31 protein-coding genes and 1 pseudogene are annotated in these 21,855 nt (G+C 67.8%); 21 read left to right on the forward strand and 11 right to left on the reverse strand.

Annotated elements, in window-relative coordinates; genetic code table 11:
* The gene (locus tag N0B71_RS21830; RefSeq protein ID WP_259754864.1) at nucleotides 1-2,547 is read left to right on the forward strand and encodes a bifunctional diguanylate cyclase/phosphodiesterase; all 2,547 of its coding nucleotides are present in this window, start codon (nucleotides 1-3) and stop codon (nucleotides 2,545-2,547) included.
* Here N0B71_RS21830 and N0B71_RS21835 read toward each other — a convergent pair.
* Complete coding sequence (locus N0B71_RS21835; RefSeq protein ID WP_259754866.1) at nucleotides 2,529-3,842, reverse strand: erythromycin esterase family protein; 1,314 nt, start codon at nucleotides 3,840-3,842, stop codon at nucleotides 2,529-2,531. The genes N0B71_RS21830 and N0B71_RS21835 overlap by 19 nt on opposite strands.
* Before the next feature lie 185 nt (nucleotides 3,843-4,027).
* Between N0B71_RS21835 and N0B71_RS21840 the strand changes: the two genes are divergently transcribed.
* From N0B71_RS21840 to N0B71_RS21880, 9 genes are all read left to right on the forward strand, one after another.
* Complete coding sequence (locus N0B71_RS21840) at nucleotides 4,028-5,797, forward strand: thiamine pyrophosphate-requiring protein (protein ID WP_259754867.1); 1,770 nt, start codon at nucleotides 4,028-4,030, stop codon at nucleotides 5,795-5,797.
* A gap of 22 nt (nucleotides 5,798-5,819) precedes the next feature.
* Nucleotides 5,820-6,110, forward strand: coding sequence for a hypothetical protein (locus N0B71_RS21845; protein WP_259754868.1), 291 nt, complete (start codon nucleotides 5,820-5,822; stop codon nucleotides 6,108-6,110).
* A gap of 774 nt (nucleotides 6,111-6,884) precedes the next feature.
* Complete coding sequence (locus tag N0B71_RS21850; protein ID WP_259754869.1) at nucleotides 6,885-7,019, forward strand: hypothetical protein; 135 nt, start codon at nucleotides 6,885-6,887, stop codon at nucleotides 7,017-7,019.
* 127 nt (nucleotides 7,020-7,146) lie between these two features.
* Entirely contained in the window at nucleotides 7,147-7,515 is a 369-nt protein-coding gene (locus N0B71_RS21855) for a low affinity iron permease family protein (protein WP_259759649.1), read from the forward strand.
* Nucleotides 7,516-7,686: 171 nt separating this feature from the next.
* Entirely contained in the window at nucleotides 7,687-8,079 is a 393-nt protein-coding gene (locus tag N0B71_RS21860) for a response regulator (protein WP_259754870.1), read from the forward strand.
* Nucleotides 8,080-8,436: 357 nt separating this feature from the next.
* On the forward strand, nucleotides 8,437-8,610 hold the full coding sequence (locus N0B71_RS21865) for a hypothetical protein (RefSeq protein ID WP_259754871.1): 174 nt from the start codon (nucleotides 8,437-8,439) through the stop codon (nucleotides 8,608-8,610).
* A gap of 87 nt (nucleotides 8,611-8,697) precedes the next feature.
* The gene (locus N0B71_RS21870) at nucleotides 8,698-9,249 is read left to right on the forward strand and encodes an ATP-dependent Clp protease proteolytic subunit (protein WP_259754872.1); all 552 of its coding nucleotides are present in this window, start codon (nucleotides 8,698-8,700) and stop codon (nucleotides 9,247-9,249) included.
* 124 nt (nucleotides 9,250-9,373) lie between these two features.
* Nucleotides 9,374-9,787, forward strand: a complete 414-nt coding sequence (locus N0B71_RS21875; protein WP_259759650.1) for a CBS domain-containing protein — start codon at nucleotides 9,374-9,376, stop codon at nucleotides 9,785-9,787.
* A 256-nt stretch (nucleotides 9,788-10,043) separates the two neighbouring features.
* Entirely contained in the window at nucleotides 10,044-10,268 is a 225-nt protein-coding gene (locus N0B71_RS21880) for a hypothetical protein (RefSeq protein WP_259754873.1), read from the forward strand.
* Nucleotides 10,269-10,273: 5 nt separating this feature from the next.
* On the opposite strand, the gene N0B71_RS21885 is transcribed toward N0B71_RS21880, so the two are convergent.
* Nucleotides 10,274-10,534, reverse strand: coding sequence for a hypothetical protein (locus N0B71_RS21885; protein WP_259754874.1), 261 nt, complete (start codon nucleotides 10,532-10,534; stop codon nucleotides 10,274-10,276).
* A gap of 218 nt (nucleotides 10,535-10,752) precedes the next feature.
* Between N0B71_RS21885 and N0B71_RS21890 the strand changes: the two genes are divergently transcribed.
* Nucleotides 10,753-11,313, forward strand: coding sequence for a type 1 glutamine amidotransferase domain-containing protein (locus N0B71_RS21890; protein WP_259754875.1), 561 nt, complete (start codon nucleotides 10,753-10,755; stop codon nucleotides 11,311-11,313).
* A gap of 7 nt (nucleotides 11,314-11,320) precedes the next feature.
* Here N0B71_RS21890 and N0B71_RS21895 read toward each other — a convergent pair whose 3' ends face one another.
* Complete coding sequence (locus N0B71_RS21895) at nucleotides 11,321-11,575, reverse strand: DUF1652 domain-containing protein (RefSeq protein ID WP_259754877.1); 255 nt, start codon at nucleotides 11,573-11,575, stop codon at nucleotides 11,321-11,323.
* A gap of 189 nt (nucleotides 11,576-11,764) precedes the next feature.
* Nucleotides 11,765-12,835, reverse strand: coding sequence for a M42 family peptidase (locus tag N0B71_RS21900; RefSeq protein WP_259754878.1), 1,071 nt, complete (start codon nucleotides 12,833-12,835; stop codon nucleotides 11,765-11,767).
* Nucleotides 12,836-12,987: 152 nt separating this feature from the next.
* Between N0B71_RS21900 and N0B71_RS21905 the strand changes: the two genes are divergently transcribed.
* Nucleotides 12,988-13,233 (forward strand): hypothetical protein, encoded by a 246-nt coding sequence (locus tag N0B71_RS21905; protein ID WP_259754879.1) that lies wholly within the window; start codon nucleotides 12,988-12,990, stop codon nucleotides 13,231-13,233.
* A gap of 3 nt (nucleotides 13,234-13,236) precedes the next feature.
* Here N0B71_RS21905 and N0B71_RS21910 read toward each other — a convergent pair whose 3' ends face one another.
* Nucleotides 13,237-14,310 carry a flavodoxin family protein gene (locus N0B71_RS21910; protein ID WP_259754880.1) on the reverse strand — a complete coding sequence of 358 codons (1,074 nt, stop codon included), beginning with the start codon at nucleotides 14,308-14,310 and terminating at the stop codon, nucleotides 13,237-13,239.
* Nucleotides 14,311-14,462: 152 nt separating this feature from the next.
* On the opposite strand from N0B71_RS21910, the gene N0B71_RS21915 reads away from it, so the two are divergent.
* Together N0B71_RS21915 and N0B71_RS21920 are read left to right on the forward strand one after the other, a co-directional pair.
* Nucleotides 14,463-14,639 carry a hypothetical protein gene (locus tag N0B71_RS21915; protein ID WP_259754881.1) on the forward strand — a complete coding sequence of 59 codons (177 nt, stop codon included), beginning with the start codon at nucleotides 14,463-14,465 and terminating at the stop codon, nucleotides 14,637-14,639.
* A gap of 57 nt (nucleotides 14,640-14,696) precedes the next feature.
* Entirely contained in the window at nucleotides 14,697-14,882 is a 186-nt protein-coding gene (locus tag N0B71_RS21920) for a hypothetical protein (protein WP_259754882.1), read from the forward strand.
* 40 nt (nucleotides 14,883-14,922) lie between these two features.
* Here the strand turns inward: N0B71_RS21920 and N0B71_RS21925 are convergent, their stop codons facing one another.
* From N0B71_RS21925 to N0B71_RS21940, 4 genes are all read right to left on the reverse strand, one after another.
* The gene (locus tag N0B71_RS21925; RefSeq protein WP_259754883.1) at nucleotides 14,923-16,089 is read right to left on the reverse strand and encodes a zinc-dependent alcohol dehydrogenase; all 1,167 of its coding nucleotides are present in this window, start codon (nucleotides 16,087-16,089) and stop codon (nucleotides 14,923-14,925) included.
* 145 nt (nucleotides 16,090-16,234) lie between these two features.
* Nucleotides 16,235-16,753: a hypothetical protein gene (locus N0B71_RS21930; protein WP_259754884.1), complete on the reverse strand. Its 519-nt coding sequence runs from the start codon at nucleotides 16,751-16,753 to the stop codon at nucleotides 16,235-16,237.
* Between the two features lie 132 nt (nucleotides 16,754-16,885).
* Nucleotides 16,886-17,332 carry a DUF421 domain-containing protein gene (locus tag N0B71_RS21935; protein WP_259754885.1) on the reverse strand — a complete coding sequence of 149 codons (447 nt, stop codon included), beginning with the start codon at nucleotides 17,330-17,332 and terminating at the stop codon, nucleotides 16,886-16,888.
* An 11-nt stretch (nucleotides 17,333-17,343) separates the two neighbouring features.
* Complete coding sequence (locus N0B71_RS21940) at nucleotides 17,344-17,865, reverse strand: hypothetical protein (RefSeq protein WP_259754886.1); 522 nt, start codon at nucleotides 17,863-17,865, stop codon at nucleotides 17,344-17,346.
* A 236-nt stretch (nucleotides 17,866-18,101) separates the two neighbouring features.
* Here N0B71_RS21940 and N0B71_RS21945 point away from each other — a divergent pair, with 236 nt between their 5' ends.
* The 3 genes from N0B71_RS21945 (at nucleotide 18,102) to N0B71_RS21955 (ending at nucleotide 19,589) form a co-directional block, all read left to right on the forward strand.
* Entirely contained in the window at nucleotides 18,102-18,494 is a 393-nt protein-coding gene (locus tag N0B71_RS21945) for a response regulator (RefSeq protein WP_259754887.1), read from the forward strand.
* A 2-nt stretch (nucleotides 18,495-18,496) separates the two neighbouring features.
* Complete coding sequence (locus N0B71_RS21950) at nucleotides 18,497-19,015, forward strand: CinA family protein (RefSeq protein WP_259754889.1); 519 nt, start codon at nucleotides 18,497-18,499, stop codon at nucleotides 19,013-19,015.
* Between the two features lie 103 nt (nucleotides 19,016-19,118).
* Nucleotides 19,119-19,589: a hemerythrin domain-containing protein gene (locus N0B71_RS21955; RefSeq protein WP_259754890.1), complete on the forward strand. Its 471-nt coding sequence runs from the start codon at nucleotides 19,119-19,121 to the stop codon at nucleotides 19,587-19,589.
* Nucleotides 19,590-19,652: 63 nt separating this feature from the next.
* Here N0B71_RS21955 and N0B71_RS21960 read toward each other — a convergent pair whose 3' ends face one another.
* Both N0B71_RS21960 and N0B71_RS21965 read right to left on the reverse strand, forming a co-directional pair.
* The gene (locus N0B71_RS21960) at nucleotides 19,653-19,826 is read right to left on the reverse strand and encodes a general stress protein (RefSeq protein WP_259754891.1); all 174 of its coding nucleotides are present in this window, start codon (nucleotides 19,824-19,826) and stop codon (nucleotides 19,653-19,655) included.
* Nucleotides 19,827-19,929: 103 nt separating this feature from the next.
* Nucleotides 19,930-20,307, reverse strand: coding sequence for a DUF3509 domain-containing protein (locus N0B71_RS21965; protein ID WP_259754892.1), 378 nt, complete (start codon nucleotides 20,305-20,307; stop codon nucleotides 19,930-19,932).
* Nucleotides 20,308-20,630: 323 nt separating this feature from the next.
* Here N0B71_RS21965 and N0B71_RS21970 point away from each other — a divergent pair.
* From N0B71_RS21970 to N0B71_RS21985, 4 genes and pseudogenes are all read left to right on the forward strand, one after another.
* Nucleotides 20,631-20,780: pseudogene (locus N0B71_RS21970) on the forward strand (general stress protein); the annotation flags it as partial.
* Nucleotides 20,781-20,899: 119 nt separating this feature from the next.
* Nucleotides 20,900-21,271 (forward strand): hypothetical protein, encoded by a 372-nt coding sequence (locus tag N0B71_RS21975; protein ID WP_259754894.1) that lies wholly within the window; start codon nucleotides 20,900-20,902, stop codon nucleotides 21,269-21,271.
* 57 nt (nucleotides 21,272-21,328) lie between these two features.
* On the forward strand, nucleotides 21,329-21,580 hold the full coding sequence (locus N0B71_RS21980; protein WP_259754895.1) for a hypothetical protein: 252 nt from the start codon (nucleotides 21,329-21,331) through the stop codon (nucleotides 21,578-21,580).
* Nucleotides 21,581-21,612: 32 nt separating this feature from the next.
* The gene (locus tag N0B71_RS21985) at nucleotides 21,613-21,843 is read left to right on the forward strand and encodes a hypothetical protein (protein ID WP_259754896.1); all 231 of its coding nucleotides are present in this window, start codon (nucleotides 21,613-21,615) and stop codon (nucleotides 21,841-21,843) included.
* Nucleotides 21,844-21,855 lie beyond the last annotated feature (12 nt).

Consider the following 21,855-nt stretch of genomic DNA (forward strand, 5'->3'; position numbering starts at 1 on the left):
ATGAATACCCATGTCACCCGGCTAGCCGCGCCGCGCGAGATTTCCGCGCAGCGCACCGTCACCTGGCACCTGACGCTGTTCATCCTGCTCCTGATCGGCGCGATGGGGGTGAGCGGTGCGGTGATGGCGCATATCGCCTCGCTGCAGGACCAGCTCGCCCGCGAGCAGACGCGCTTCTACGTCGGCAAGGCGCTGCAGAACCGCATCGCCACCTCCGAGTCGCTGCTCAAGAGCAACGCCTTCTGGAACGACGCCTACCGCCACCTCAGCCCGCCGCTGAACTTCGCCTGGGCCTTCGACGACGACAACATCGGCCCGCAGCTGTACACCGCCAACGGCTACGAACTGGTGTGCGTGCTGAACCAGGGCGGGGAGGAGTACGTGCTGGTGGAAGGCAAGCCATCGCGCAGCCACTGCACCAGCCTGATGCCAGCCAACCTCGACGAGCTGCGCGACGACGCCAGTGCCGCCGCCCGGCGCGACAAGGCGGTGAGTCGCTACGTCAGCCTCGCCGGGGGGCCGGCGATTGCCAGCGCAGCGCTGGTCAAGCCGGTGCGCGACGGCGAGGCGCTGGACGGCCCGCTGATGATCCTGGTGGACCGCCTGACGCCCACCAAGCTGCAGAAGCTGGCGCGGGACTTCGGCGTGGACGGCCTGCAGGTCCTGCCCGACGACCGGCGGCCCAACCTGGGCAATGCCGTGGCCCTGGGCAGTTCCGGCTACGAGCTCAGCTGGCACACGCCCACGCCCGGCAGCGACATGCTCCGGCGCCTCGCCGGGGCCTGGGCCGCGGTGGGAGTGCTGGTGGTGATCTTCCTGGTCTGGCTGATCCGCGCCGCCCTGGCCAACGCCCGTGTGGTGGATCACTACCAGCGCAGCCTGAAGGACAGCAACCAGGCGCTGGAAACCAGCGAGCAGCGCTTCAAGGCCATCGCCGAGGCCAGCTCGGACTGGATCTGGGAAACCGACGAGAGCTTCCGCCTGAGCTACCTGTCCGCACGCTTCGAGATCCTTACCGGCTACCGCATCGCCGAGTGGGTGGGGCGGCGCATCGACGACCTGATCACCTGCGACACCACCAGCCTGATCGCCTGGCTGGAGAAGATCCCCCCTGAAGGCCATTCCAGCACCCTGACCTGCGGCTTCCGCGATGCCCACGGCTTGCGGCGCATCTGCAAGTTCACCGCCTCCGGGGCCGGCGGGCGCGGCTACCGCGGCACCAGTGCGGACATCACCCACGAGGTCGAGGCCCACGCGCGCATCCAGCACCTGTCGCTGCACGACGCCCTGACCGGCCTGCCGAACCGCAGCAAGCTCGCCAGCTTCATGGACGACCTGCTGGGCAGCGGCCGCGAGCAGCAGATGGCGGTGCTGATGCTCGACCTGGACCGCTTCAAGCCGATCAACGACACGCTCGGCCACCCGGCCGGGGATGCCGTGCTGCAGATGGTTGCCGAGCGCCTGCGCGAATCGATCCGCGGCGAGGACCTGGTGGCGCGCCTGGGCGGCGACGAGTTCGTCATCGTCGACAGCCAGTCCCACGGCCGCGAGGACGCGGAGGCCTTCTGCCGGCGCCTGGTGGCCCTCATCAACCAGCCCATCGACTACAACGGCCACCTGCTGCACGTCGGCACCAGCATCGGCGTCGTGCTCTCCGGCGACGCCCGGGGCGATGCGCAGAACCTGCTGCGTTGCGCCGACGTCGCCATGTACGAAGCCAAGACCGCCGGGCGCAACGCGTGGCGCTTCTATTCCGAGAGCATGGATGTGCAGCTGCGGGCCAAGAAGCGCAGCGAAATCGAACTGCGCCAGGCCCTGCGCGAGGGGCAACTGGAGCTGTACTACCAGCCGCGCTACCGGGTCGGCGACCTCGCCATCGTCTCCGCCGAGGCGCTGCTGCGCTGGAACCATCCACAGCGAGGGCTGGTGGGGCCGGACGAGTTCATCCGGCTGGCCGAGGAGAGCGACCTGATCGTCGAGATCGGCGCCTGGGTGCTGCGCGAAGCCTGCCGCGAGGCGGCCGGCTGGCCCGAGGCGATGCTGGTGTCGGTGAACATCTCGCCCAGCCAGTTCGCCCACGCCGATATCGTCGGCCAGGTGCAGCAGGCGCTGGTGGGGTCGGGCCTGGCGGCGGAGCGCCTGGAGCTGGAGGTTACCGAGAACAGCATGCTCGGCGACGTCGAAGGCGCCTTGCAGACCATGCAGGCGCTCAAGGAGCTGGGCGTGAAGCTGAACATGGACGACTTCGGCACCGGTTATTCATCCCTGGGCTATCTGCGTTCCTACCCGTTCGACAGCATCAAGATCGACCGCCGCTTCATCGCCACCCTCGACACCACCGGCCGCGACCGCTCCATCGTCCAGGCCATCATCGGCCTGGGCAAGGCGCTGAACCTGGCGGTCACCGCCGAGGGCGTGGAGACCGAAGGCCAGCTGCGCATCCTCGAGGACGAGCAGTGCGGCGAGGTGCAGGGCTTCCTCTTCAGCCAGGCGGTGGACCGCGCCGCGCTGGCCGGCCTGCTCGCGGATCACAGCCCGAAGGGGTAGGTCTGGTCCTCGCCCGGCGCGCTGTGGCGGTCCAGCGGGGTGATGGCGCGGGTGCGGGCAAACCACAGGAAGGCGTCGAACTGGCTGCCCAGCAGCGCCGGGAAGTAATGGCTCTGGCGTTCGCTTTCGGGGCGGTAGACCACCCCGATGGCGCGCTCCAGCAGCGGCTCCTCCAGTGTCTGGCGCAAGGCCTCGCGGTGGCGCCAGTCCACCAGGCACGCCGGTATGCCGGTTTCCAGGAACTGGTGCTCCCAGCTGTCCGCGCGGGCCGGGCGCACCGGCTTGAGCTGCATCTCGCCGTCCCAGTGATCGGCCGCCGCCACCATGCCGCTGTCGGTGCCCATGCCCAGCAGCACCGCGGCGTCGCCCCAGTGCGTGCGGCACAGCTGGCCGAGGTTGAACTGGCCGTTCCAGCCCATCTCGGTGGCCGAGGCGTCGCCGATGTGCGAGTTGTGCGCCCAGACCACCGCCCGCGCCTGCGGGCCGCGCCGGCGCAGCACCTGGCGCAGGGTGTCGAACATGTGGTTGTCGCGCAGGTTCCAGGAGGCCGAGCCGCCGCGGTACATGGCGCGGTAGTAGTGCTCGGCGGCGCGTACCACCCGCGCGTTCTGCGCGGCGTCGAAGGAGTCCTCGTGCGGGTCGAGTGCTTCCAGCCGCGCCATCAGCAGTTCGTTGAGCTGGGTGATCACCGCTTCCTCGCAGGGCGATTCGTCGCCTTCGAGCACGGCGCGGCCGTAGCTGACCGGGTTGTCCTGCCAGGGCGTCAGGCAGGCGTAGCGCCGCCGCGCGTCGGCGGCCTGCTGCGGGTCGTGCTGGTCGAGGTAGCGCAGCACCTGGTTGATCGAGCCGCGCAGGCTGTAGATGTCCAGCCCGCGAAACTCCACGCGGCGGTCCGCCGACAGGCCGGCGTTGTGCTCGCGCAGCCAGGCGAGGAAGGACTTCACCTCGCGGTTGCGCCACATCCACGACGGGAAGCGGGTGAACGGCGGCTCGCTGGCCGGTTGCGCCTTGCCGCGCAACTGCCGGTCCACCAGCGCCGCGTCCGGCCAGTCGCCTTCGATGGCGACGATCTCGAAGCCATGGTGCTCCACCAGCAGCCGAGTGATGGCCGCGCGCGCCTGGTAAAACTCCGCCGTGCCGTGGCTGGCTTCGCCCAGCAGCACCACGCGGGCATCGGCCAGCTGCGCGAAGGGGGCGGCGAACTCCGCTGTGCCGGGGTCGGCCAGGGGCTCGGCGTAACGGCGCAGGACGGCCTTGATGGCGGAAGCGGACGTCGGCGTGGCGGTGACGGGCATGGCGCGGCTCCTTCTGTTCGTCGTCTGGCGTGCGTCTTCTGAAGGTTTCGTCCGCCCGGACGCGGCGGAGTTCAGCCCAAGCGTCCGGGCGCACCGTCGGGGAATTGTTCTGAACGCCACTGCCGTACACCGGTCGGTGCAACAGGGGCGCATGGCCCGCAGACGCATCTCGACAGGAGGAAAACATGTCCCAGACCGTCGCCGATCAATTGCTCGAACGCCTTTCGCAGTGGGGCGTGCAACGCGTCTTCGGTTACCCCGGCGATGGCATCAACGGGATCATGGGTGCCTTCGGCCGCCGCGCCGAGGACTTCGACTACATCCGCGTGCGCCACGAGGAAATGGCTGCCTTCATGGCCGGCGCCCATGCCAAGTTCACCGGCGAGGTGGGCGTGTGCCTGGCCACCTCCGGCCCCGGCGCCATCCACCTGCTCAACGGCCTGTACGACGCGCGCATGGACCACCAGCCGGTGGTCGCCATCGTCGGCCAGCAGGCGGTGACCTCGCTGGGCAGCGATTACCAGCAGGAGGTCGACCTGCACACCCTGTTCCGCGACGTGAGCAACTACGTGGAGACCGTCGCCCACCCCGGCCAGTTGCTGCACGTGATCGACCGGGCGTTGCGCGTGGCCTTCAGCGAACGCCAGGTGGCCACGGTGATCATCCCCAACGACGTGCAGCAGATGCCGGCGCAGAAGCCGCCGCACAAGCACGGCCACGTGTATTCGGGCGTGGGCTTCAGCGCGCCGCGCCCGTATGCCCGCGAGGACGACCTGGTGGCCGCGGCGGAGATTCTCAACGCCGGGCGCAAGGTGGCGATCCTCGTCGGCGCCGGTGCGCTGGGCGCCCATGCCGAGGTGGAGGCGGTGGCCGAGGCGCTGTCCGCCGGGGTCGCCAAGGCGCTGCTGGGCAAGATGGCGATCAGCGATGAGCTGCCCTACGTGACCGGCTCCATCGGCCTGCTCGGCACCCGCGCCAGTGCCGAGCTGATGGAGCGCTGCGACACGCTGCTGATGGTCGGCACGACCTTCCCCTACAGCGAGTTCCTGCCCAGGCCGGGGCAGGCGAAAGCCGTGCAGATCGACCTGCACGCGCGCAACGTCAGCATGCGCTACCCCATCGACCAGGTGCTCCTGGGCGACGCCGGGGAAACCCTGCGGCGCCTGTTGCCGCTGCTCAAGCCCAAGCGCCACGGCACCTGGCGCATCCGCATCGAGAAGGCGGTGGAGGACAGCTGGCAGGAACTGGAAGCCCAGGCGATGCAGGGCGCCGAACCGATCAACCCGCAGCGGGTGTTCTGGGAGCTGTCCGCGCAGTTGCCTGACGATGTGATCCTCGCCGGCGACAGCGGCTCGCACACCAACTGGTACGCCCGCGACCTGCGCGTGCGGCCGGGCATGCTCGGCTCGCTGTCGGGCAAGCTGGCGAGCATGGGCAGCGGCCTGCCCTACGCGCTGGCGGCGAAGCTTGCGCACCCGCAGCGCCCGGTGATCGCACTGGTGGGCGATGGCGCCATGCAGATGAACGGCAACGCCGAGCTGGTCAGCGTGCAGCAGTACTACCGGCGCTGGCGGGACAACCCGACCTTCATCGTGCTGGTACTCAACAACGGCGACCTCAACCAGGTGACCTGGGAGCAGCGCGCCCTGGCCGGCGACCCCGAATTCGCCGCGGCGCAGGAAGTGATCGATTTCCCCTACGCGCGTTACGCCGAGCTGCTGGGGTTTCGCGGCATCCGCGTGACCGATGCGGCGCGCCTGCAGTCCGCCTGGCAGGAGGCGTTCGAGAGCGACCGTCCGGTAGTGCTTGAGGTCCTCACCGATCCGAACGTGCCGCCGCTGCCGCCACACATCAGCTTCGAGCAGGCGCGCAACCTGCTGGGCGCCTTGCCCGGCGACCCCCATCGCTGGGGCGTGCTGCGCCAGAGCGCGCGGCAACTGCTGGCGCGTCGATGACCCACCCCAAGGAGAAGACACCATGAACAAGACCCGACTCAACCGTCCTTTCGCCGCCGTGCTGCTCGCCTGGCTGTCCCTCGGCCTGATCCCGGCCCAGGCCGCCGATGCCCCGCAGGTGCCCACCAACGAAAAACCCCACGGCCAGAGCCCCGGCCAGGCGCCCACACCGCCGGCGTCGCAGCAGAAACAGAAGGACGAGGGCCGCACCGACGACAACAGCCAGGTGCAATCCCAGGACAGCAAGGACAAGCAGAAGAGCAAGACCCACGACGACACCCAGCACAAGGGCACGACGCCCGAGTCCTATTGAGGGCAGGGGCCAAACGGCGGGCAAAAAGAAGGCCCCGTCGGAAGGGGCCAGGGGAAAGACTTGGAGCCACCTCCAGACTAACAGGCTGGGCCCGGGTGCCAAGCAACTTGTCGGCATAGGCCGTTGCGGTTGGGGGAATATGCGGGGCTTTGGCGACGGTGACGGTGCGCTAGTACGCGTCGTTCACTGACAGTCGGTGCCGGGTTCCCTCACCCTAACCCTCTCCCAGAGGGAGAGGGGACTGACCGGCTTCAAGCGAAACACCTTGCTGGCCCGCGGCACGGATAGCTCCCTCTCCCTTCGGAGCGGGGCGCGCAGCCAGGGCGGGGGAGAGGGGCGACGCTGCGCAGATCTTTCAAGGAACGATAACCACAAGGCTTTCCTGCCAACGCCAAATCGCCGGTTGGATTTCGCGGACAAGGTCCGCTCCTACAGCGCCTCCCATACGCTGGTATGCCCTCACCCTAACCCTCTCCCAGAGGGAGAGGGGACTGACCGGCGTCAAGCGAAACACCTTGCTGGCCGGCGGCACGGATAGCTCCCTCTCCCTTCAGGGAGAGGGCGGGGGGAGAGGGGCGCAGCGCGGATATGTCAGGGAGCCCTATCCGCCAGGCCTTCCTGCAAGCGCCAAATTGCCGGTTGGATTTCGCGGACAGAGTCCGCTCCTACGTAGCGTGCACCGCGGGAAGGCACCTCAAGCCCTGCAGTTTTTCTGAACTCCGCCCGCGACCGATGCCTCTATCGGATAGGCACCTCGATTGCGGAGAACCCACCATGACCGCCACCCGAACCGCGTCCGCCGCCCCGGCCGGCCAGCCGACTCGCCGGCCGTCCACCCCGGCCACGCCGCCGCGCCATGTCACCATCACTGTTCCTGAGCGCCTCGGCCATGTCCCGCCAGCCGAGTAAGGCCGAGGGCGCCGGGACGCCGAATGAGCGCAGGCCGGAGAAGGGGCAGAAGCCCGAGAAGGAGCACAAGGCCGACGCGGGGTTCTCGCGCTTCGCCCAGACGCTCTCGCAATGGAGCGGCCGGCCGCTGACCTTCGCCCTGGCCTGCGTGCTGCTGGTGGGCTGGGCGCTGAGCGGGCCGTTCTTTCATTTCAACGACACCTGGCAGCTGGTGATCAACACCTCGACCACCATCATCACCTTCCTCATGGTGTTCCTCATCCAGAGCACGCAGAACCGTGATACCGATGCGCTGCACATCAAGATCGACGAACTGCTGCGCACCACGCGCCACGCCCATAGTGTGCTGATGTGCCTGGATGACATGGGCAGCGAAGAGCTTCAGAAGCTGCGCAAGACCTACGAGGAAATGGGCCGAGGCGCCGAAGGCTCGCCGCAGAAAGTGGCCGAGGGAGAAGAAGCGCGCCAGGAGCGCCATGACGGCAGCGACGATTGAGTCGTCGCGCTCAGGCAATCTGCATGGCCTGACGCGGGCAATCGGGCATTCTGCCGCTGTCTGTCATCCGCCTGTTGCCCTGGAACCCTTGTGCCGCGGGCGTTTGCGGCTGAGCGCCAAGGCGGCGTGGAACTTGCTGTACTCCCGTCCTCGACACGGGAGATGTGCAACATGCAGACGTTCAGCAACAAGATGGTGTTGGTCCTCGAAGAAACCCCCGAACAGCTCCAGCGCCTGGAGCACCACCTGCTCGGCCAGGGCCACGCGGTGCTCAGCGCCCTCAGCGAAGAGGAGGCCATCGAGCACCTGGTGTCGTCGTCGGTGATCGACCTGTTTCTCATCGACGAACAGCTCACCGGCCCGCTGACCGGCGCCGCGCTGATCGAAGCCTGCCTGCCGCTGCGCCCGCGCATGCGCGTGCTGGTGATGTCGCCCTGGGCGGAAAAAGGCGAGGAGGGCGCGCCCTATCCGGTGCTGCCCAAATCGGTGGACCTGGACGAGTTGGAAGGCGCCATCCAGCGCACCTTGCGCAACCCGCCGGTGCAGCCGTGGTTGCTTAACTGAGCGGATTTTGGGGAAAGGGTTCGCGAGCAAGCTCGCTCCTACAGGGACGGCGGGACGCCGCGTTGATTCGTAGGGCGCATGACGCGCCAGCGTCATCCGCCACAGGCATCGGCGGATAACCCGTTCCGGGTTATGCGCCCTACGGTTCTGAGCGGATATTGGGCAGGGTTCGCGAGCAAGCTCGCTCCTGCAGGGGCGGCGGGGCGCCGTGAGGCTTCGGGGCATAACCGGGTTATGTGCCCTGCGACTGGCGGCGTAGGAGCGGACCTTGTCCGCGAATTCCAACCGGCAACACGGTGTCGACAGGCAGCCCCCGCGACAGAGTCTGCCGCCACCCTGACATCCAGGAGAATCGCCATGCACGCCTACCTGATTCGTTACCGCCGCGACGGCCAGCCCATGAGCACGGTGCTGCTGCAGGAGAGCCTGAGCCGCGAGCAAGCGCAGAAGTTCGTCCAGGCGTTGCATGGCCCGCTGGGGCGCGATTCGCGGGCGCAGATCCAGGTCAGCGAGGTGCTCTGCACCCAGTGACGCGGGACCGTTCGTCGTGATGATGGTGTGCCGGCGCCGCGCGGGGACTCAGCAGAAGAAACCCGCCCGCCAGAACAGGAGTCCGCCATGGCCCGGCACATCATTCACTTCACCGGCCCGATCAATTCGTCCACCTGCGGCAACCTCATCGGCACCTGCACCAAGGCGCTGCAGCAGGGCGCGAGCCACCTGCAACTGAACATCGCCACCATGGGCGGCGACTGCGCCTATGGCTTCACCCTGTACAACTACCTGCTGGCCCTGCCGATCCCGGTGGACACCCACAACCTCGGCACCGTCGAGTCCATGGGCAACATCCTCTTCCTCGCCGGCGCGCGCCGCACGGCCTGCCCGCTGAGCAAGTTCCTGTTCCACCCGTTCCACTGGACGCTGCACGGCTCGGTGGACCACACGCGCATGGTGGAGTACGCCGCCAGCCTGCAGCATGACCTGGCGCTGTACGAGGACATCGTCCGCCAGCGCACCCTCGATGCGCCACAGCGGCTGGACGTGCGCCACGCCCTGACCGCCGAAGCGCACATCGTCGAACCGCGACAGGCGCTGGCCTTCGGGCTCATCCACGGCATCGACGACGTACCGATTCCGCTCGATGGCTGCCAGTGGAGCGTGCACTCCTGAGTCGCCGCGACGGAAACATCGAACGATCACCCAATCGACCTTTCCACCGAACGACACCCACGACACAGGAGGACCTGTCATGAGAGATCACGCCCGAAGCGACCGCTCCGTCGAACGCAGCTCGATGGCCGTGCGCGAGATCATGAGCCGGGAAGTGCGCACCATCAGCCCGGACACCACCCTGCAGGAAGCGGCGCTGCTGATGCGCCAGGTGGACGTCGGCGCCTTGCTGGTGAACGACAACGACCACCTCAGCGGCATCCTCACCGACCGCGACCTGGTGGTGCGCGCCCTGGCCGACGGGCTGGACCTGCGCACGCCGGTCAGCGAGGTGATGAGCGAGGACGTCTGCTACTGCTTCGACGATGAGTCCGTGGACCATGTGGCGAAGAACATGGCGCAGATCGAGAAACGCCGCCTGGCGGTGGTCAACCGCGAAAAACGCCTGGTGGGCATCGTCTCCCTCGCCAACGTGGCGAGCTGCAATGCCGACAAGGTGAGCGCCAACTTGCTGCGCGGGGTGGCGCGGGCGCATTGACGGCCCTTCAGCCCCTCTCCACGACGGGAGAGGGGCTGGCCCGATGCAGCAACCTGCCGGAGCCGGAAGCGAGACCGTTGGTCAGGGTGATTAAATTGGCAAACGGCGCAAACGCGGGCAGCGGGTGGCGCAAGCGCTTAATACGGAGTGACTTTTGCGTCGGGCGCGGCCGGCAGGCTGTAAGCGATGGCCATCGGCCACGGTTCCATTTTGGCGGCAAGGCTTCAGGATGATCAGGTCAACGCAGGAGCAAGCCATGAACCCGCCCAGCTGCAAATCCGTCGCGGAACTGCTGCATCGAAGCTATCCGCTGTTCGATTTCACCTGTGACCGCCAGGACGACGGCTGTTATCTCATCAGCCTGCAGAGCCGCTACACCTCCACACCGCCGACCACTGTGATCGGCATCCATGGCCATGAGCTGCGTACCGACCGACAGGTGAAGGACCTGGGCCTGGAGCTCATCTGCGGGCTGATGTAAGCCCCTCACACCACGCGCTTGCGCAGCCGCGCGATCAGCTTCTGCCGCTGCTCGGCGTCCGCCTCCCAGACCTTGCCGTCCAGGGCATGGCAGATCAGCCAGATTTCCTCGTTATTGAGCATCACCGCGCCGCCGCCGGCCTCGGCCCTCCGCTTGCGGTAGGCGGCCTGCTTCTGGGCATTGGTCATCGCGCCTTCCTTGCGCGGACGGCCCTTGCGCGGGGCTTCGAAGGCGTCGCGGGTGGCTCTGTCCTTGGCGTCTTTCATGGCACTCTCCTGGATTGGCTGGTAACGCGTTACGGCTATTCACGGCATATTCTGGTAACGCGTTACGCGAGCATAGCCGGTCCCATCGCCCGCGCCAACGACGCCTTCGGGCAACTGTTTCGAACTCCTCCGCCCGGCGTGGTTTCCACTCTGGTGTCGGCAGCGCTTCCCGCGCTGCCCTGGCCGGCGTCGCCCGACGCCCGAATGGAGAAATTCCCATGAGTGCACAATTGCAAGGCAAGAACGTCCTGATCATCACCGCCAACGCCGGCATCGAGCGCGACGAGTTGCTCAAGCCGTTGCAGGCGCTGCAGGAGCAGGGCGCCACCGTCACCTATGCCACCGTCAAGGGCGGCCAGGCGCAGACCTGGGTGCAGGACAGCGAGAAGGACGTGACGGTGGACTCCGATACGAAGATCCAGGGCCTGGATGCCAGCGACTACGACCTGCTGGTGATTCCCGGTGGCACGGTGAACGCCGACACCCTGCGCCAGGATGGCGACGCGCAGCAATTGGTGAAGGCGTTCCGCGAGGCCGGCAAGCCGGTGGCCGCGATCTGCCACGGACCCTGGTTGCTGATCGACGCCGGCGTGGCCGACGGCAAGTCGCTGACCTCCTACGCCAGCGTGCGCACCGACCTGGTCAACGCCGGCGCGGACTGGGTGGATGCGCAGGTGCAGGTGTGCCCGGCGCAGGGCTGGACGCTGATCACCTCGCGTACCCCGGACGACCTGCCGGCCTTCAACGAGGCGCTGGTCAAGGCGCTTCAGGCCGCCTGAGGGCGGGTCAGTGAGGGAGGTCGAGCCCGGCGCCGGAATCGGTGAGCGCCAGGGCCCGACGCAGCGTCAGCGCGAGTGAGGCCACCGCGCTGACGCTGGCCCAGTGTTCGGGCTGGATCCGCGCGGCGCACAGCAGAAGCTCCCCGGTGTGGCTGTTGACCAGGCGCACCGACAGCGTGGTGTCGCCCTCCAGCCGGCATTCACACTGCAGATGGGCGAAACACGCCTCCAGTACGTCCTTTGCCAGCATAAACTCCTGCATGATTGCCCCCTTGTTTGTCGGCGTTGGTGGATGGGCAGGTGTGCGTGGAAACCTTCTAGGCAGCAAAGCGCAGGCCAGGACGGTGCCGCTCGGGAAGGGCCATTGCACCGTCGCCGGCCGCGGGAATCTGCAAGATGAGCGCGGCGTTGCATTGCATCCTGCATGCGAGGCCGGATGCAGGCGCAACGGTCAGCTGAAATCCACCAGGTACTGCGACAGCGTGCGCGCGCAGGCGCTGATGCCGTCCGCCAGCACCATCTCGTAGCCGTGGGTGTTTTCCGTGGGGATCGCCAGGCAGCCGCTTTGCGGGCAGACGCCGCTGGCAAGCACGGCGCTGGCGTCGGAGGCGAAATCCAGCAGCAGGGCGAATTGCGGCTGGTAGCCGCAGCGCACGCCGGCGCGGTTGAGTTGCTCGGCCACCGCGCGGGTGTAATAGGCCTTCTGGTCGCCGGTGCTGATGATCGGATCGACACTCAGTTGCGTGGCGTACTCGGGCATCACCGGAGCCACCTCGACCGCGATGGTCACCTCGCCGGGCAGCGTGCGCGCGGCGTACATCGCACCGGAGTTGGATTCCTCCTCCATGGTGGTGAAGACGAAATAGACGTTCGCGTCCAGTTCCTCGCGGCGCACGGCGGTCAGCGCCGCCGCCTCGATGCAGGCGGCCAGTGGCGCGCGGTCATCGAGAAAGTGCGCGGCAATGGCATCGCCCACCCGCCACGGCTGGCGCCAGTGGCGCGACAGCACCACGCGGGTGCCGGGGCGCACGCCGGCGGCCTTGAGGCGTTCCGCGCTGAGCCGGGTGACCACGTGCACGTCCTGCCAGGTCACCGCGCCCGTCTGCACGTCCTTGCCCTGGGGCGACTCGCTGGTGATGTGCATCGAGCCGAAGGACAGCACGCCGGGCAAGGCCTGGCCTTCGGCGAGAATGTCCACCGGGCACACGCCGAAGTTCACCGGGTTGGCCCCGCCGAGCGCCACCACGCGCAGGGCGCCGTCGCTTTCCACGCGCTTGACGATCATGGCGATCTCGTCCAGGTGCGCCATGATCTTTACCGCCGGCCCCTGGGGCTTGCCCGCGTCCAGCAGGCCGATGAGGTTGCCTGCCGCGTCGGTCCAGACGCGGTCGCAGGATTTGACCAGCTCCCGGTGGCAGACGGCCCGTACTTCGTCCTCCTGGCCACCGGGGCCGCGGGCGAGCAGCAGTTCGTCGAGCAGGCGGTTGCCGCTGCCGGTCTGGGTGGGCGGGGTCGATTCCATGGTGGCGCTCCTGTGGGGTATGACTGGACGACCGGCCGCGGCCGCCGGTGGTTCCGCGGTTCAGCCAGGCGAGCCGGCGCCGGGCAATTTCCCGGAACCCGCTGCGGGCTGCGCCAGTCAGTGCTCAAGCACAGGCATGAATCGGAGGCTCCATGGGCGATCAGTCGTTGGCCAAGCGCTACCGCGTGCGCTTTGATCGGGACGGCCAGGCATTCGAGTTCGAGGTCGCCGACGATGCGATGAGCGAGGCCCGCGCCTGGTGCCACGTGGCGCGCTACCTGCACATCCCGATCAACGACCTGCAGGGTTTCCAGAAGCTCTACCACGCCATTCGCAGCAGCGTGGAGGCGCACAACGTCGAGGAGGTGTCCTTCGAAGCGGCCGACCCCGAGCGGTGAGCGCTACTTGGGGCGAGGGTCGCGCAGCCGCGCATCGGGGCGCGACAGGCTGTCCGCGCGCAGGTCGCGCACGGCGACCGCCAGCGCTCGCGCCACGTTGCGCAGTTCTTCCTGCAGGTCCTGGTCTGCGTCGAGTTCCCCGTGGCTGGTGGCGTAGGGTCGGTAGTAGCCGATGTAGCGCTCCAGGCGGGCCTTGTGCCCGGCATCCACCAGGCCCATCCAGTCCAGCCAGTCACAGAGCGCGTGGCGTACCGACTCGATGCCCGCCACGTCGCCGTGCACCACCACGCCGTAGGCGCGTCCCGCCAGGTGCTTGGGGTAGTCCCAGCCGTCCAGCTCCAGCTGCTTGGCGCGGGCGGCGTCCTTGCCGTGGGTGCTGGTCGGGTCGGGATTGCCGCCGTCGGCGCAGACCAGGCGGTCGATCATCAGCTTCAGCGGGCTGGGCGACTGGTACCAGTACACCGGGGTGATCAGCAGCACGCCGTCGGCGGCGACCCAGCGCGGATACAGCGCGTTCATCACGTCGCCCACCTGGTCCAGCGAGTGGTTCGGGTAGCAGCTGCATGGCCAGTGGCACAGCGGCATGGCGGTGGAGACGCAGGCCTTGCACGGGAAGATGCGCTGGCCGTACTCGGAGGTCAGCAAGCTGAGGTCGAGCAGGTCGACCTCGATGCAGGCAATCGCCAGTTCCACCTCGGCCAGCCTCGCCAGGCGCCAACTCTTGGACAGCTCGCCGGGGCAGCTGCCGTCGTTGCGCGCCGAGCCGGTGACCACCAGCACGCGGGCGGGCCGGGTGCGCGACAGCCGTTGCCGCTCGGCGGCGCGTATCGCCTGGTGGGCCTCGAGCCAGTCCAGCGCCAGGTCGTAGTCCGGGTCGGCGTAGCCGGGGCCGGCCTTGCGCGTGAGCGGGGCCTTGCGGCTGTCCTGGTAGGCCTCCCAGGCGATGGCCTCGATGCGTTCCAGGGCGGCATCCTCGGCGCGGAAGGCCGGGTCGGTGAAGCGCTCGCGAAAACGCCGGGAGAAGGTCTGGCGATCGATCTTTTCTGGCGCTTCGCCGTGGCGGGGACGAAGGTTCATGGCGCTTCCTCGGTTTCGCGGGCATGTGCTTGCGAGGCGTTTGCGCCGGCCGGGTTCCGCTGGATGGCACGAGCGGTTGCCGCCGAGCCAGCAAGCTGAACCTTGCGCCGGGGCGCCAGTCCTCCGATCACAGCCCGCACGGAGGACCACCCATGAGCGAAACCCGCACCTTCACCGTCAACTACCGCCTGCACGACCAGCCCTACAGCATCGAGGTGAACAGCTTTTCCGGCTCGCTGACGCCGGACCAGGCGCGCTTCTACGTGCAGTCCCGGCACGCCGAGGCGAACCCGGCGGACATCACCGACATCGAGATCCAACGGCCCTGACGCGGCGCTGCCCGGCTGTGCCGGGCGCACGCATGGCCCGAACCAAGGAGAACCGACATGAACCCGCAAGACGAACCGCGCACGGGCACCGAGGGTGGCCGGCAGAACATCCCCGGCGAACTGCATCCGGAATGGGAGCGCCAGGGTGGCGACCGCGCCGACCAGCCGCCGCAGGACGAACCGGAAGTCTCGCCCAGCGACCCGGACATCGCCGGCATCGGCGAGGAGAACCGCCCCGGCTGATACCACCAACGGCCCGGCCTTGCGCCGGGCCGTTGTCCTGCTAGGGCCGCAGGACCACCTTGCGGCAATCCTCCTGCTTGCGGTTGAAGATGTCGTAGCCGTGCGCCGCCTGCTCCAGCGTCAGGCGGTGGGTGATGATCTCGTCCGGCCGCAGGCGGCCCTCGCCGATGGCTTCCAGCAGCTCCGGCAGCAGCGGGTGGACGTGGGTCTGGCCCATCTTGAAGGTGAGCCCCTTGTCGAAGGCATCGCCGAACAGGAAGCCGTGGATGAAGCCGGCATAGACGCCCGGCACGCTGACCGTGCCGCCGCGCCGCACGGCGGCGATGCACTGGCGCAGCGCCTTGCCGCTGCTGGTCTCCACCTTGATGGCGGTGAGCACCGTCTCGGTGGTGCTGCCCTTGGCTTCGAACCCCACCGCATCGATCACCGCGTCGACGCCACGCTGGCCGGCGGTTTTGGAGATGATGGTGGCCGCCGGGTCGTCGTCCTGATCGAAGTTGATCGGGATGACGCCGTAGGTCTGCTCGGCGAAGTGCAGGCGGTAGGCGTGGTGATCGACCATGAAGATCTGCTCGGCGCCGAGCATCCGTGCGCAGGCCGCGGACATCAGCCCCACCGGGCCGGCGCCGTAGATGGCCACGCTGCTGCCCGGACCGACACCGGCGTTGAGTACCGCCTGGTAGCCCGTGGGCAGGATGTCGGTGAGGAACAGCACGCGTTCATCCTCCAGTGCGTCGGGCACCACGAAGGGGCCGGCATTGGCCTTGGGCACGCGCACGTACTCGGCCTGGCCGCCGGGTATGCCGCCATACAGGTGGCTGTAGCCGAACAGCGCGGCGCCTGGGGGAATCTGCTTCTTGTTGAGGATCGCGCCGCGTCCGTCGTTGGTGGTCTCGCAGGCCGCGTGCAGGTTCATCTGGCAGAAGAAACATTGCCCGCAGGCGACCACGAAGGGAATCACCACGCGGTCGCCGGGGCGGACGGCGGTGACGCCGCTGCCCACTTCCTCGACCACGCCCATGAACTCGTGGCCGAGGATATCGCCGCTTTCCACCTGCGGGATCTTGCCGCGGTACAGGTGCAGGTCGGAGCCGCAGATCGCGGTGGCGGTGACCTTGAGGATGATGTCGTCGGCCTCGTGGAGGACCGGGTCGGGAACGTTGTCGACGCTGACGTTGTGGCTACCGTGGTAGGTCAGTGCTCGCATGACAGTCTCCTGTCGCAGGGGCAGGCGCAAGGCGCTTGCCGGGTGGGGCGCGGGTGCGCCGGGCGGTCGACCGGGAGGCCGGCTCGTGCAGTTGTGAAAGGGGGGTGGCACGGCTGTTCAGATTTCTTTTCCCGGCGGTCACGCGCTAGCTCAGTTGCACCCATAGCGAGAACAGCCCGAGCACGCCCCAGAACGCGGAAAACAGGAACGGCGTGCGGCGGGAAAACAGCAGCGACTTGTCGAAACTGGCGCGGTCCGACTCGCGCTCGCTGAACAGCGGCGACTCGTCGTAGGCGCGGCCCATGCTGGGGTCGCTGCGCAGCAACTGGGTCTGCTTGAAGTGCCAGTGATGGATGATCTCCGAGGAGGCGCGGATGCCCGGCCAGGCGTGCAGCGAGTTGACCAGCCCGAGCAGGGCCAGCACGGCGGGGATCACCAGGGTGAACACCTCGCCCCAGGCCGGGTTGAGGTTGGACATCGACGAGGCGTAGGCGATGACCAGGAAGGATTGCGCGGTGAGGTAGGCGTTGGTGCGGCTGGAGAGCAGGCCGATTTCGTGGTGGATTTCGCGCCGGTAGAAATCCAGGCGCTCCTTGGGCGTGCCGAACAGGTGGGTGTTCTCGGTATCGGGTGGGTCCTGCGGCGAGGTGATCAGCCGTGACACGGGAGTGGTTTCCTTCTGGCGGGAGAAGAGTGGCCGAGCGGACGGGGCCGCTCGCGGCGGGGCAGGCGGGCGGGCGCCTGTAGGTGGGAAAGGCGGGCAGGGCGGCTGTTCAGATTTCCTGCCCGGTGGCGCTCACTCGGGCTCGGGGATGATGGAAATCTTGCCGTTCTTCTCCAGCACGGCGAAGCGGATCTGCTCCATACGCTCCAGCCCCTGGGACTGCCGCGCTTCCAGCAGGATGTCCTCCTCGCGCAGCCGCGCCTCGGCCAGGCGCTTCTTCAATGGCCGGCCGTATTCGACGATCAGCGTCGGCGAGCCTTCGAGCACCCGGTCCACGCGTGGGAAACGCAGCTTCATCAGCGAGAACAGCACGTCCATCACCACCAGCGTGATGATCACCAGCAGCGCATTGGTGGTGGAGAAGTCGTCGCCGAGCATGGCCTGCTGGGTCGCCTCGCTGATGATCATCAGCAACAGCAGGTCGAAGGTGCTGACATCCGCCAGGGCGCGCTTGCCCACCAGGCGGAAGAGGATCACCAGGAACAGGTAGATGCTGACCGCGCGCAGGACGGAATCCATGGGCAGGCTCCTCAGGGATAGACCAGTTGGCGGAACTCCAGCGTTTCGCCGGCATACTCCAGGCGGTGCGCGAGCACCCCGGCCCGGGTCGCCAGCAAGGCCAGGTAGAGGTGCAGTTCGCCGCGCTCGTCCAGCTGCCCGGTCAGCTCCAGCCCGCCGTGCCAGCTGCGCCCCGGCAGCGCCGGCTGCAGGCTCTGCACGTCGTGGCTGGCGAGCAGGTCGCCGGCAATGTGCAGGCGCGCCGCCTCGCCGGCGCCGCCGCGCAGGGTGATGTGCAGGCGGCTGCTGGCGCCCAGGCGTTCGAAGCGTTCGTACTCCACGCTGAGTTTGCCGGCGGGACCGGCCAGGCGCGCGCTGCTCAGCGGCCCGCTCGAGAACAGGCCCGCCAGGGCCAGCAGCAGGATCGCCAGCAGGACGAACAGCGACGCCCGCTCCAGCCGCCAGGCGCGACGCTGGCCTTCGATGCGTTCGGGGATGGGGTATTCCCGTGCGCTGAAGTCGTCGTCGGTGTCGCTGCCCGGTGGTCTGGCCATGCTCGCGGTCCTCGCTGGGTTATTCCTTGCGACCGCTGCGCTGGATCATTGGTGCCGAGGATTTTTCCTGCCGTTGCGCTCGGGCGATTTGCAGCCTCCGCCGCTGCCCATCGTGCGCAATGCAGCCTGCGCGTCGCCGCCGGTTTTGCGCCGGGCCGTCTGCGGCGCGGCTTGCACCGATTGGCCGCATCGGGCGCGAAAGTTGCTCGCTTCCTCCCTGACCAAGGGAGACCGTGATGAACCTGCGCGACGCCTCGATCCTCATCCTCGAAGAACAGGCCGCTGACCTGCAGCGCCTGGAGCACTACCTGCTGGAGCAAGGCCATGCGGTGCTCAGCGCCTCGTCCCTGGAGGCGGCGCTGGACCATTTGAACTCCGCCGTGGTGATTGACCTGTTCCTGCTCGATGAACAGCTCGCCGGCCCGCATAGCGCCGCCATGCTGGTGGAAGCCTGCCTGCCGGTGCGCCCGCGCATGCGTGTGCTCGGCCTGTCTTCCTCCAAGCCGCGCGTGCTGGACGACAGCGCGCCGTATCCGGCGTTACTCAAACCCATTCGCCTGGACGAACTGGAGCGGGCCATTGAGTTCACCCTGCGCTCGCCCGCCGTCACGCCCTGGCTGGAGTGCTGATCATGTTCGAAGCCGACCTGCGTGAAGCGGCCCAACGGGTCGTGGATTACCTGGAGCGCCAGCGCCTGCGCCTGCTCACCGCCGAGTCCTGCACGGGCGGGCACATCGCCGCGCTGCTCTCCGCCATTCCCGGCAGCGGGCAGGTGATGGAGGGCGGCCTGGTGGTCTATTCGCCCACCGCCAAGCGCGAGCTGCTCGGCGTGGAGGCCATGTGGCTGGAGGACTTCAACCTCACCAGCGTGGAGGTGGCGCGGGCGATGGCCGAGGCGGCGCTGCGCTACGAGCCGGCCACCGCCGTGCTGGCGGTGACCGGCCTGCTGGACGAAAAGGGCAAGGACGGCATCCCGCCCGGCACCGTCTGCCTGGCCTGGGGCTATCGCATGCCCGATGGCCTGGCGCTGTTCACCCGGCGCGTGCACTTCACCGGCGACGCCGCGTGGATGCGTCACCAGACCGTGCGCCATGCCCTGGAACTGATCCCCGAATTTCATCGCAGGGCGCTGGCTGGCGAACGCCGCTGACGCGCCCGCGATGACGAAGACGGCGCCGCCGTCGCTGCACTGTGAAAGCCCGGCCTGACAGCCTGATCCATGACAACAAGCGTGACCTGAGAGGAGACTTGCGATGAATGCCATCGAACTGCTGAAGAACGACCACGAGCTGGTGAAGAAGCTGCTCGGCGAGTTGAGCGAAACCACCGAGCGCGCGGTGAAGAAGCGGACCGAACTGTTGCGCCGCATCGAGCTGGAGCTGACCCAGCACACGTCCATCGAGGAGGAGATTTTCTACCCGGCGCTCAAGCAGGCCGGCGAGAAGGACGACGCGCAGATGTACTACGAAGCCAAGGAGGAGCACCGCACCGTGGACGCGCTGGTCCTGCCGGACCTGAAGAAGACCAAGCCGGACAGCGTCGAATTCGCCGGCCGGGTCAAGGTGCTCAAGGAACTGCTGGAGCACCACATCGAGGAAGAGGAGCAGGAGATGTTCCCGCGCGCCGAAGAGCTGCTGGACCATCCGACCCTGGAGCGCCTGGGCGCCGCCATGGCGCAGCTGAAGAAGGACATCAAGGCGCAGTGGGATACGCGCGCGGCCTGATTGCAGCGGGCAGAAAAAAGCGAAGCCAGGGTGACCTGGCTTCGCTTTTTTTACGGGCGCCGTTCAGTCCTGGTTGGCGCTGCGGCTGCGTTGTCCGCCCTTGCGTCCGGCTTCGGACGCGCGTTGCGGATCGTTCCTGAAATTGCCGCCGCTGTTGCTGCCGCCTTTCTTGCCGGCTTCGGCTGCGCGTTGGGGGTCTTCGGCGAAGTTGCCTTTTCCGCCTCGGTGTTCGGCCATGGTGGTTCTCCTGCTACGGGATGGGTTGGCGGGCACGGGGCCCACCCTGGAGTCCGTCGCCCCGCCAGGCGTGGCGACGAAAAAGGCGCCGGGGAACGACGCGTCAGGCGCGCAGTTCCTGGCGCACGCCAGCCAGGCGGCGCAGGCGGTCGCCGGCGACCACGATCTTGCGCTGGCGATGCTTGCCGTGGCCGGGCTGGAAGGTCGGCAGCGGGATGCGCTTGGTGAACACGTCCACCTGTTCTTCCGGCAGCGGGCCGCACTCGAGGATCAGGTCGCGTTTGATGCGGCCGATCAGGTCGTCCAGCAACTGCTGGTGCTGCAGGTCCTGGCGGGTAATGACGCGGTCGAACAGATGCTCGCCGGCCTGGTTGCGGAAGGAACAGAGCAGGGCCTTGTCCGGGCGCTGGGAGAAGCTGATCGCGTACTCGGGCAGGGATTGGCAGATCAGTTCACGGGTGGTCTCGAAGTCGCGTGGCATGGGCGGGGTCCTCCTTGTTGGTACCTTTTAAGGGAGCAACCCGCGGGCCAGCGCAAATGCGCGCTAAGTCATTGATCTGTCGTTTGAGGCGTTTGAAAAATGCACGCGAAGGGCCGTTCTGACCGTGCATTCTGCTACTGGCGAAATGCTAAGCGAAGCGGCTAGCACGCGGGTTTGCGGGCTCCATTCATCGTTGGCGGCGAAACAAGTTGAACGTCGAGGGCAGCCATTTTTCAGACCCGGTGTAAGGCATCGATTTCTCGACCTTGCATCGTCATCAACTGCCTAGCGAGGTAATCACCATGACTACCAACAAGAACCCCGGCAACTTTGCCAACGACAAGGAGAAGGCCAGCGAAGCAGGGAAGAAGGGCGGCCAGAACAGCGGCGGCAACTTCGCCAATGACCGCGAAAAAGCCTCTGAAGCCGGGCGCAAGGGCGGCCAGCACAGCCATGGCGGCGGTCGCAGCTGAGCCAGCTCGGTGAGCAGTCCATGACTGCCAGGACCGTGCTCCCGCCGGGCTTGCGCCTGGCGGGAGCCACGCGCCCGACCACCCCGGTCGGGCCGCGCTCGCAGAACGGGAGAATGCCCATGACCCATCGAATACTGTGCAGGCCGGGGGCTGCCCGGCCCAAGCGCCTGGTCGCGGCCATGCAGGTGCTGGGGGTGGCCGCCAGCCTCGGGCTGCTATCGGCCAACCTGGCCCTGGCCGAGTCGCCGCAACCCAAGAGCAACGAACCCACCCAGGACATGCCGCGCGGCCAATCCTCCGGCAGCGCCAACCCGCAGAACCTGAAGACCCACCGCGACCCGCACGGCGACGTGCGCACCGAGGATGGCAGGAAGGTCCGCCCGGACAATGGCGACAGCAACAACCGCCAGCAGCGGGATGACTCCCCGGAGCATTCCCACCCCGGTGGCGCCAGCGACCCTTCCAGCGATCCCGGCAGCACCGAGCCCTAGCGGCCGCAGCGCCGGCGCGCCAGTGAAGGCCCCACCCACACCACGAGGAACACGCAGATGAACATGATGCAGATCGCCGGGCTGTTCGAGAACTTCATTCCCAGCTACGCCTGCCGCGCCACGTCCGCGGCACAGGGGTTCATCACCCTGCAGTTCGACAGCCGCGTCACCCGCGGCACGCAATTCACCCTGCGCGGCATCAGCCTGGAACGCGTCGCCGACGAGCGCGCCATCCACCTGCTCAGCCAGACGCTGAGCGACGAATTCGCCCTGGTGCGCGCCGGGATGCACCGGCAGCCGCGCTTCTGAGTGCGGGCCCGCCGCAGCCAAAGGAGAGACCGATGACCGAATGGGTAATCAGCTACCAGAAGGACAACAACACCAGCACCCTGGACATGAGCCACGCCACGCGGCCCACCATCGAGGAGGCGACGGCCTTCCTGCTGGAGTGGGCCCGGCAGCACCTGCCGGCGGGCGAGTACGGCGCCGCGCGCGACCAGCACGGCGATGCTGCCAGTGGCGAACTGCTGCGCCGCTACGGCGTGACCCTCAGCGGCATCGCGGAAAAGTGACGCGCCGCCGCT

Origin of the sequence: Pseudomonas sp. GCEP-101 (genome assembly GCF_025133575.1) — a bacterium.
GTDB classification, from domain to species: domain Bacteria; phylum Pseudomonadota; class Gammaproteobacteria; order Pseudomonadales; family Pseudomonadaceae; genus Pseudomonas; species Pseudomonas nitroreducens_B.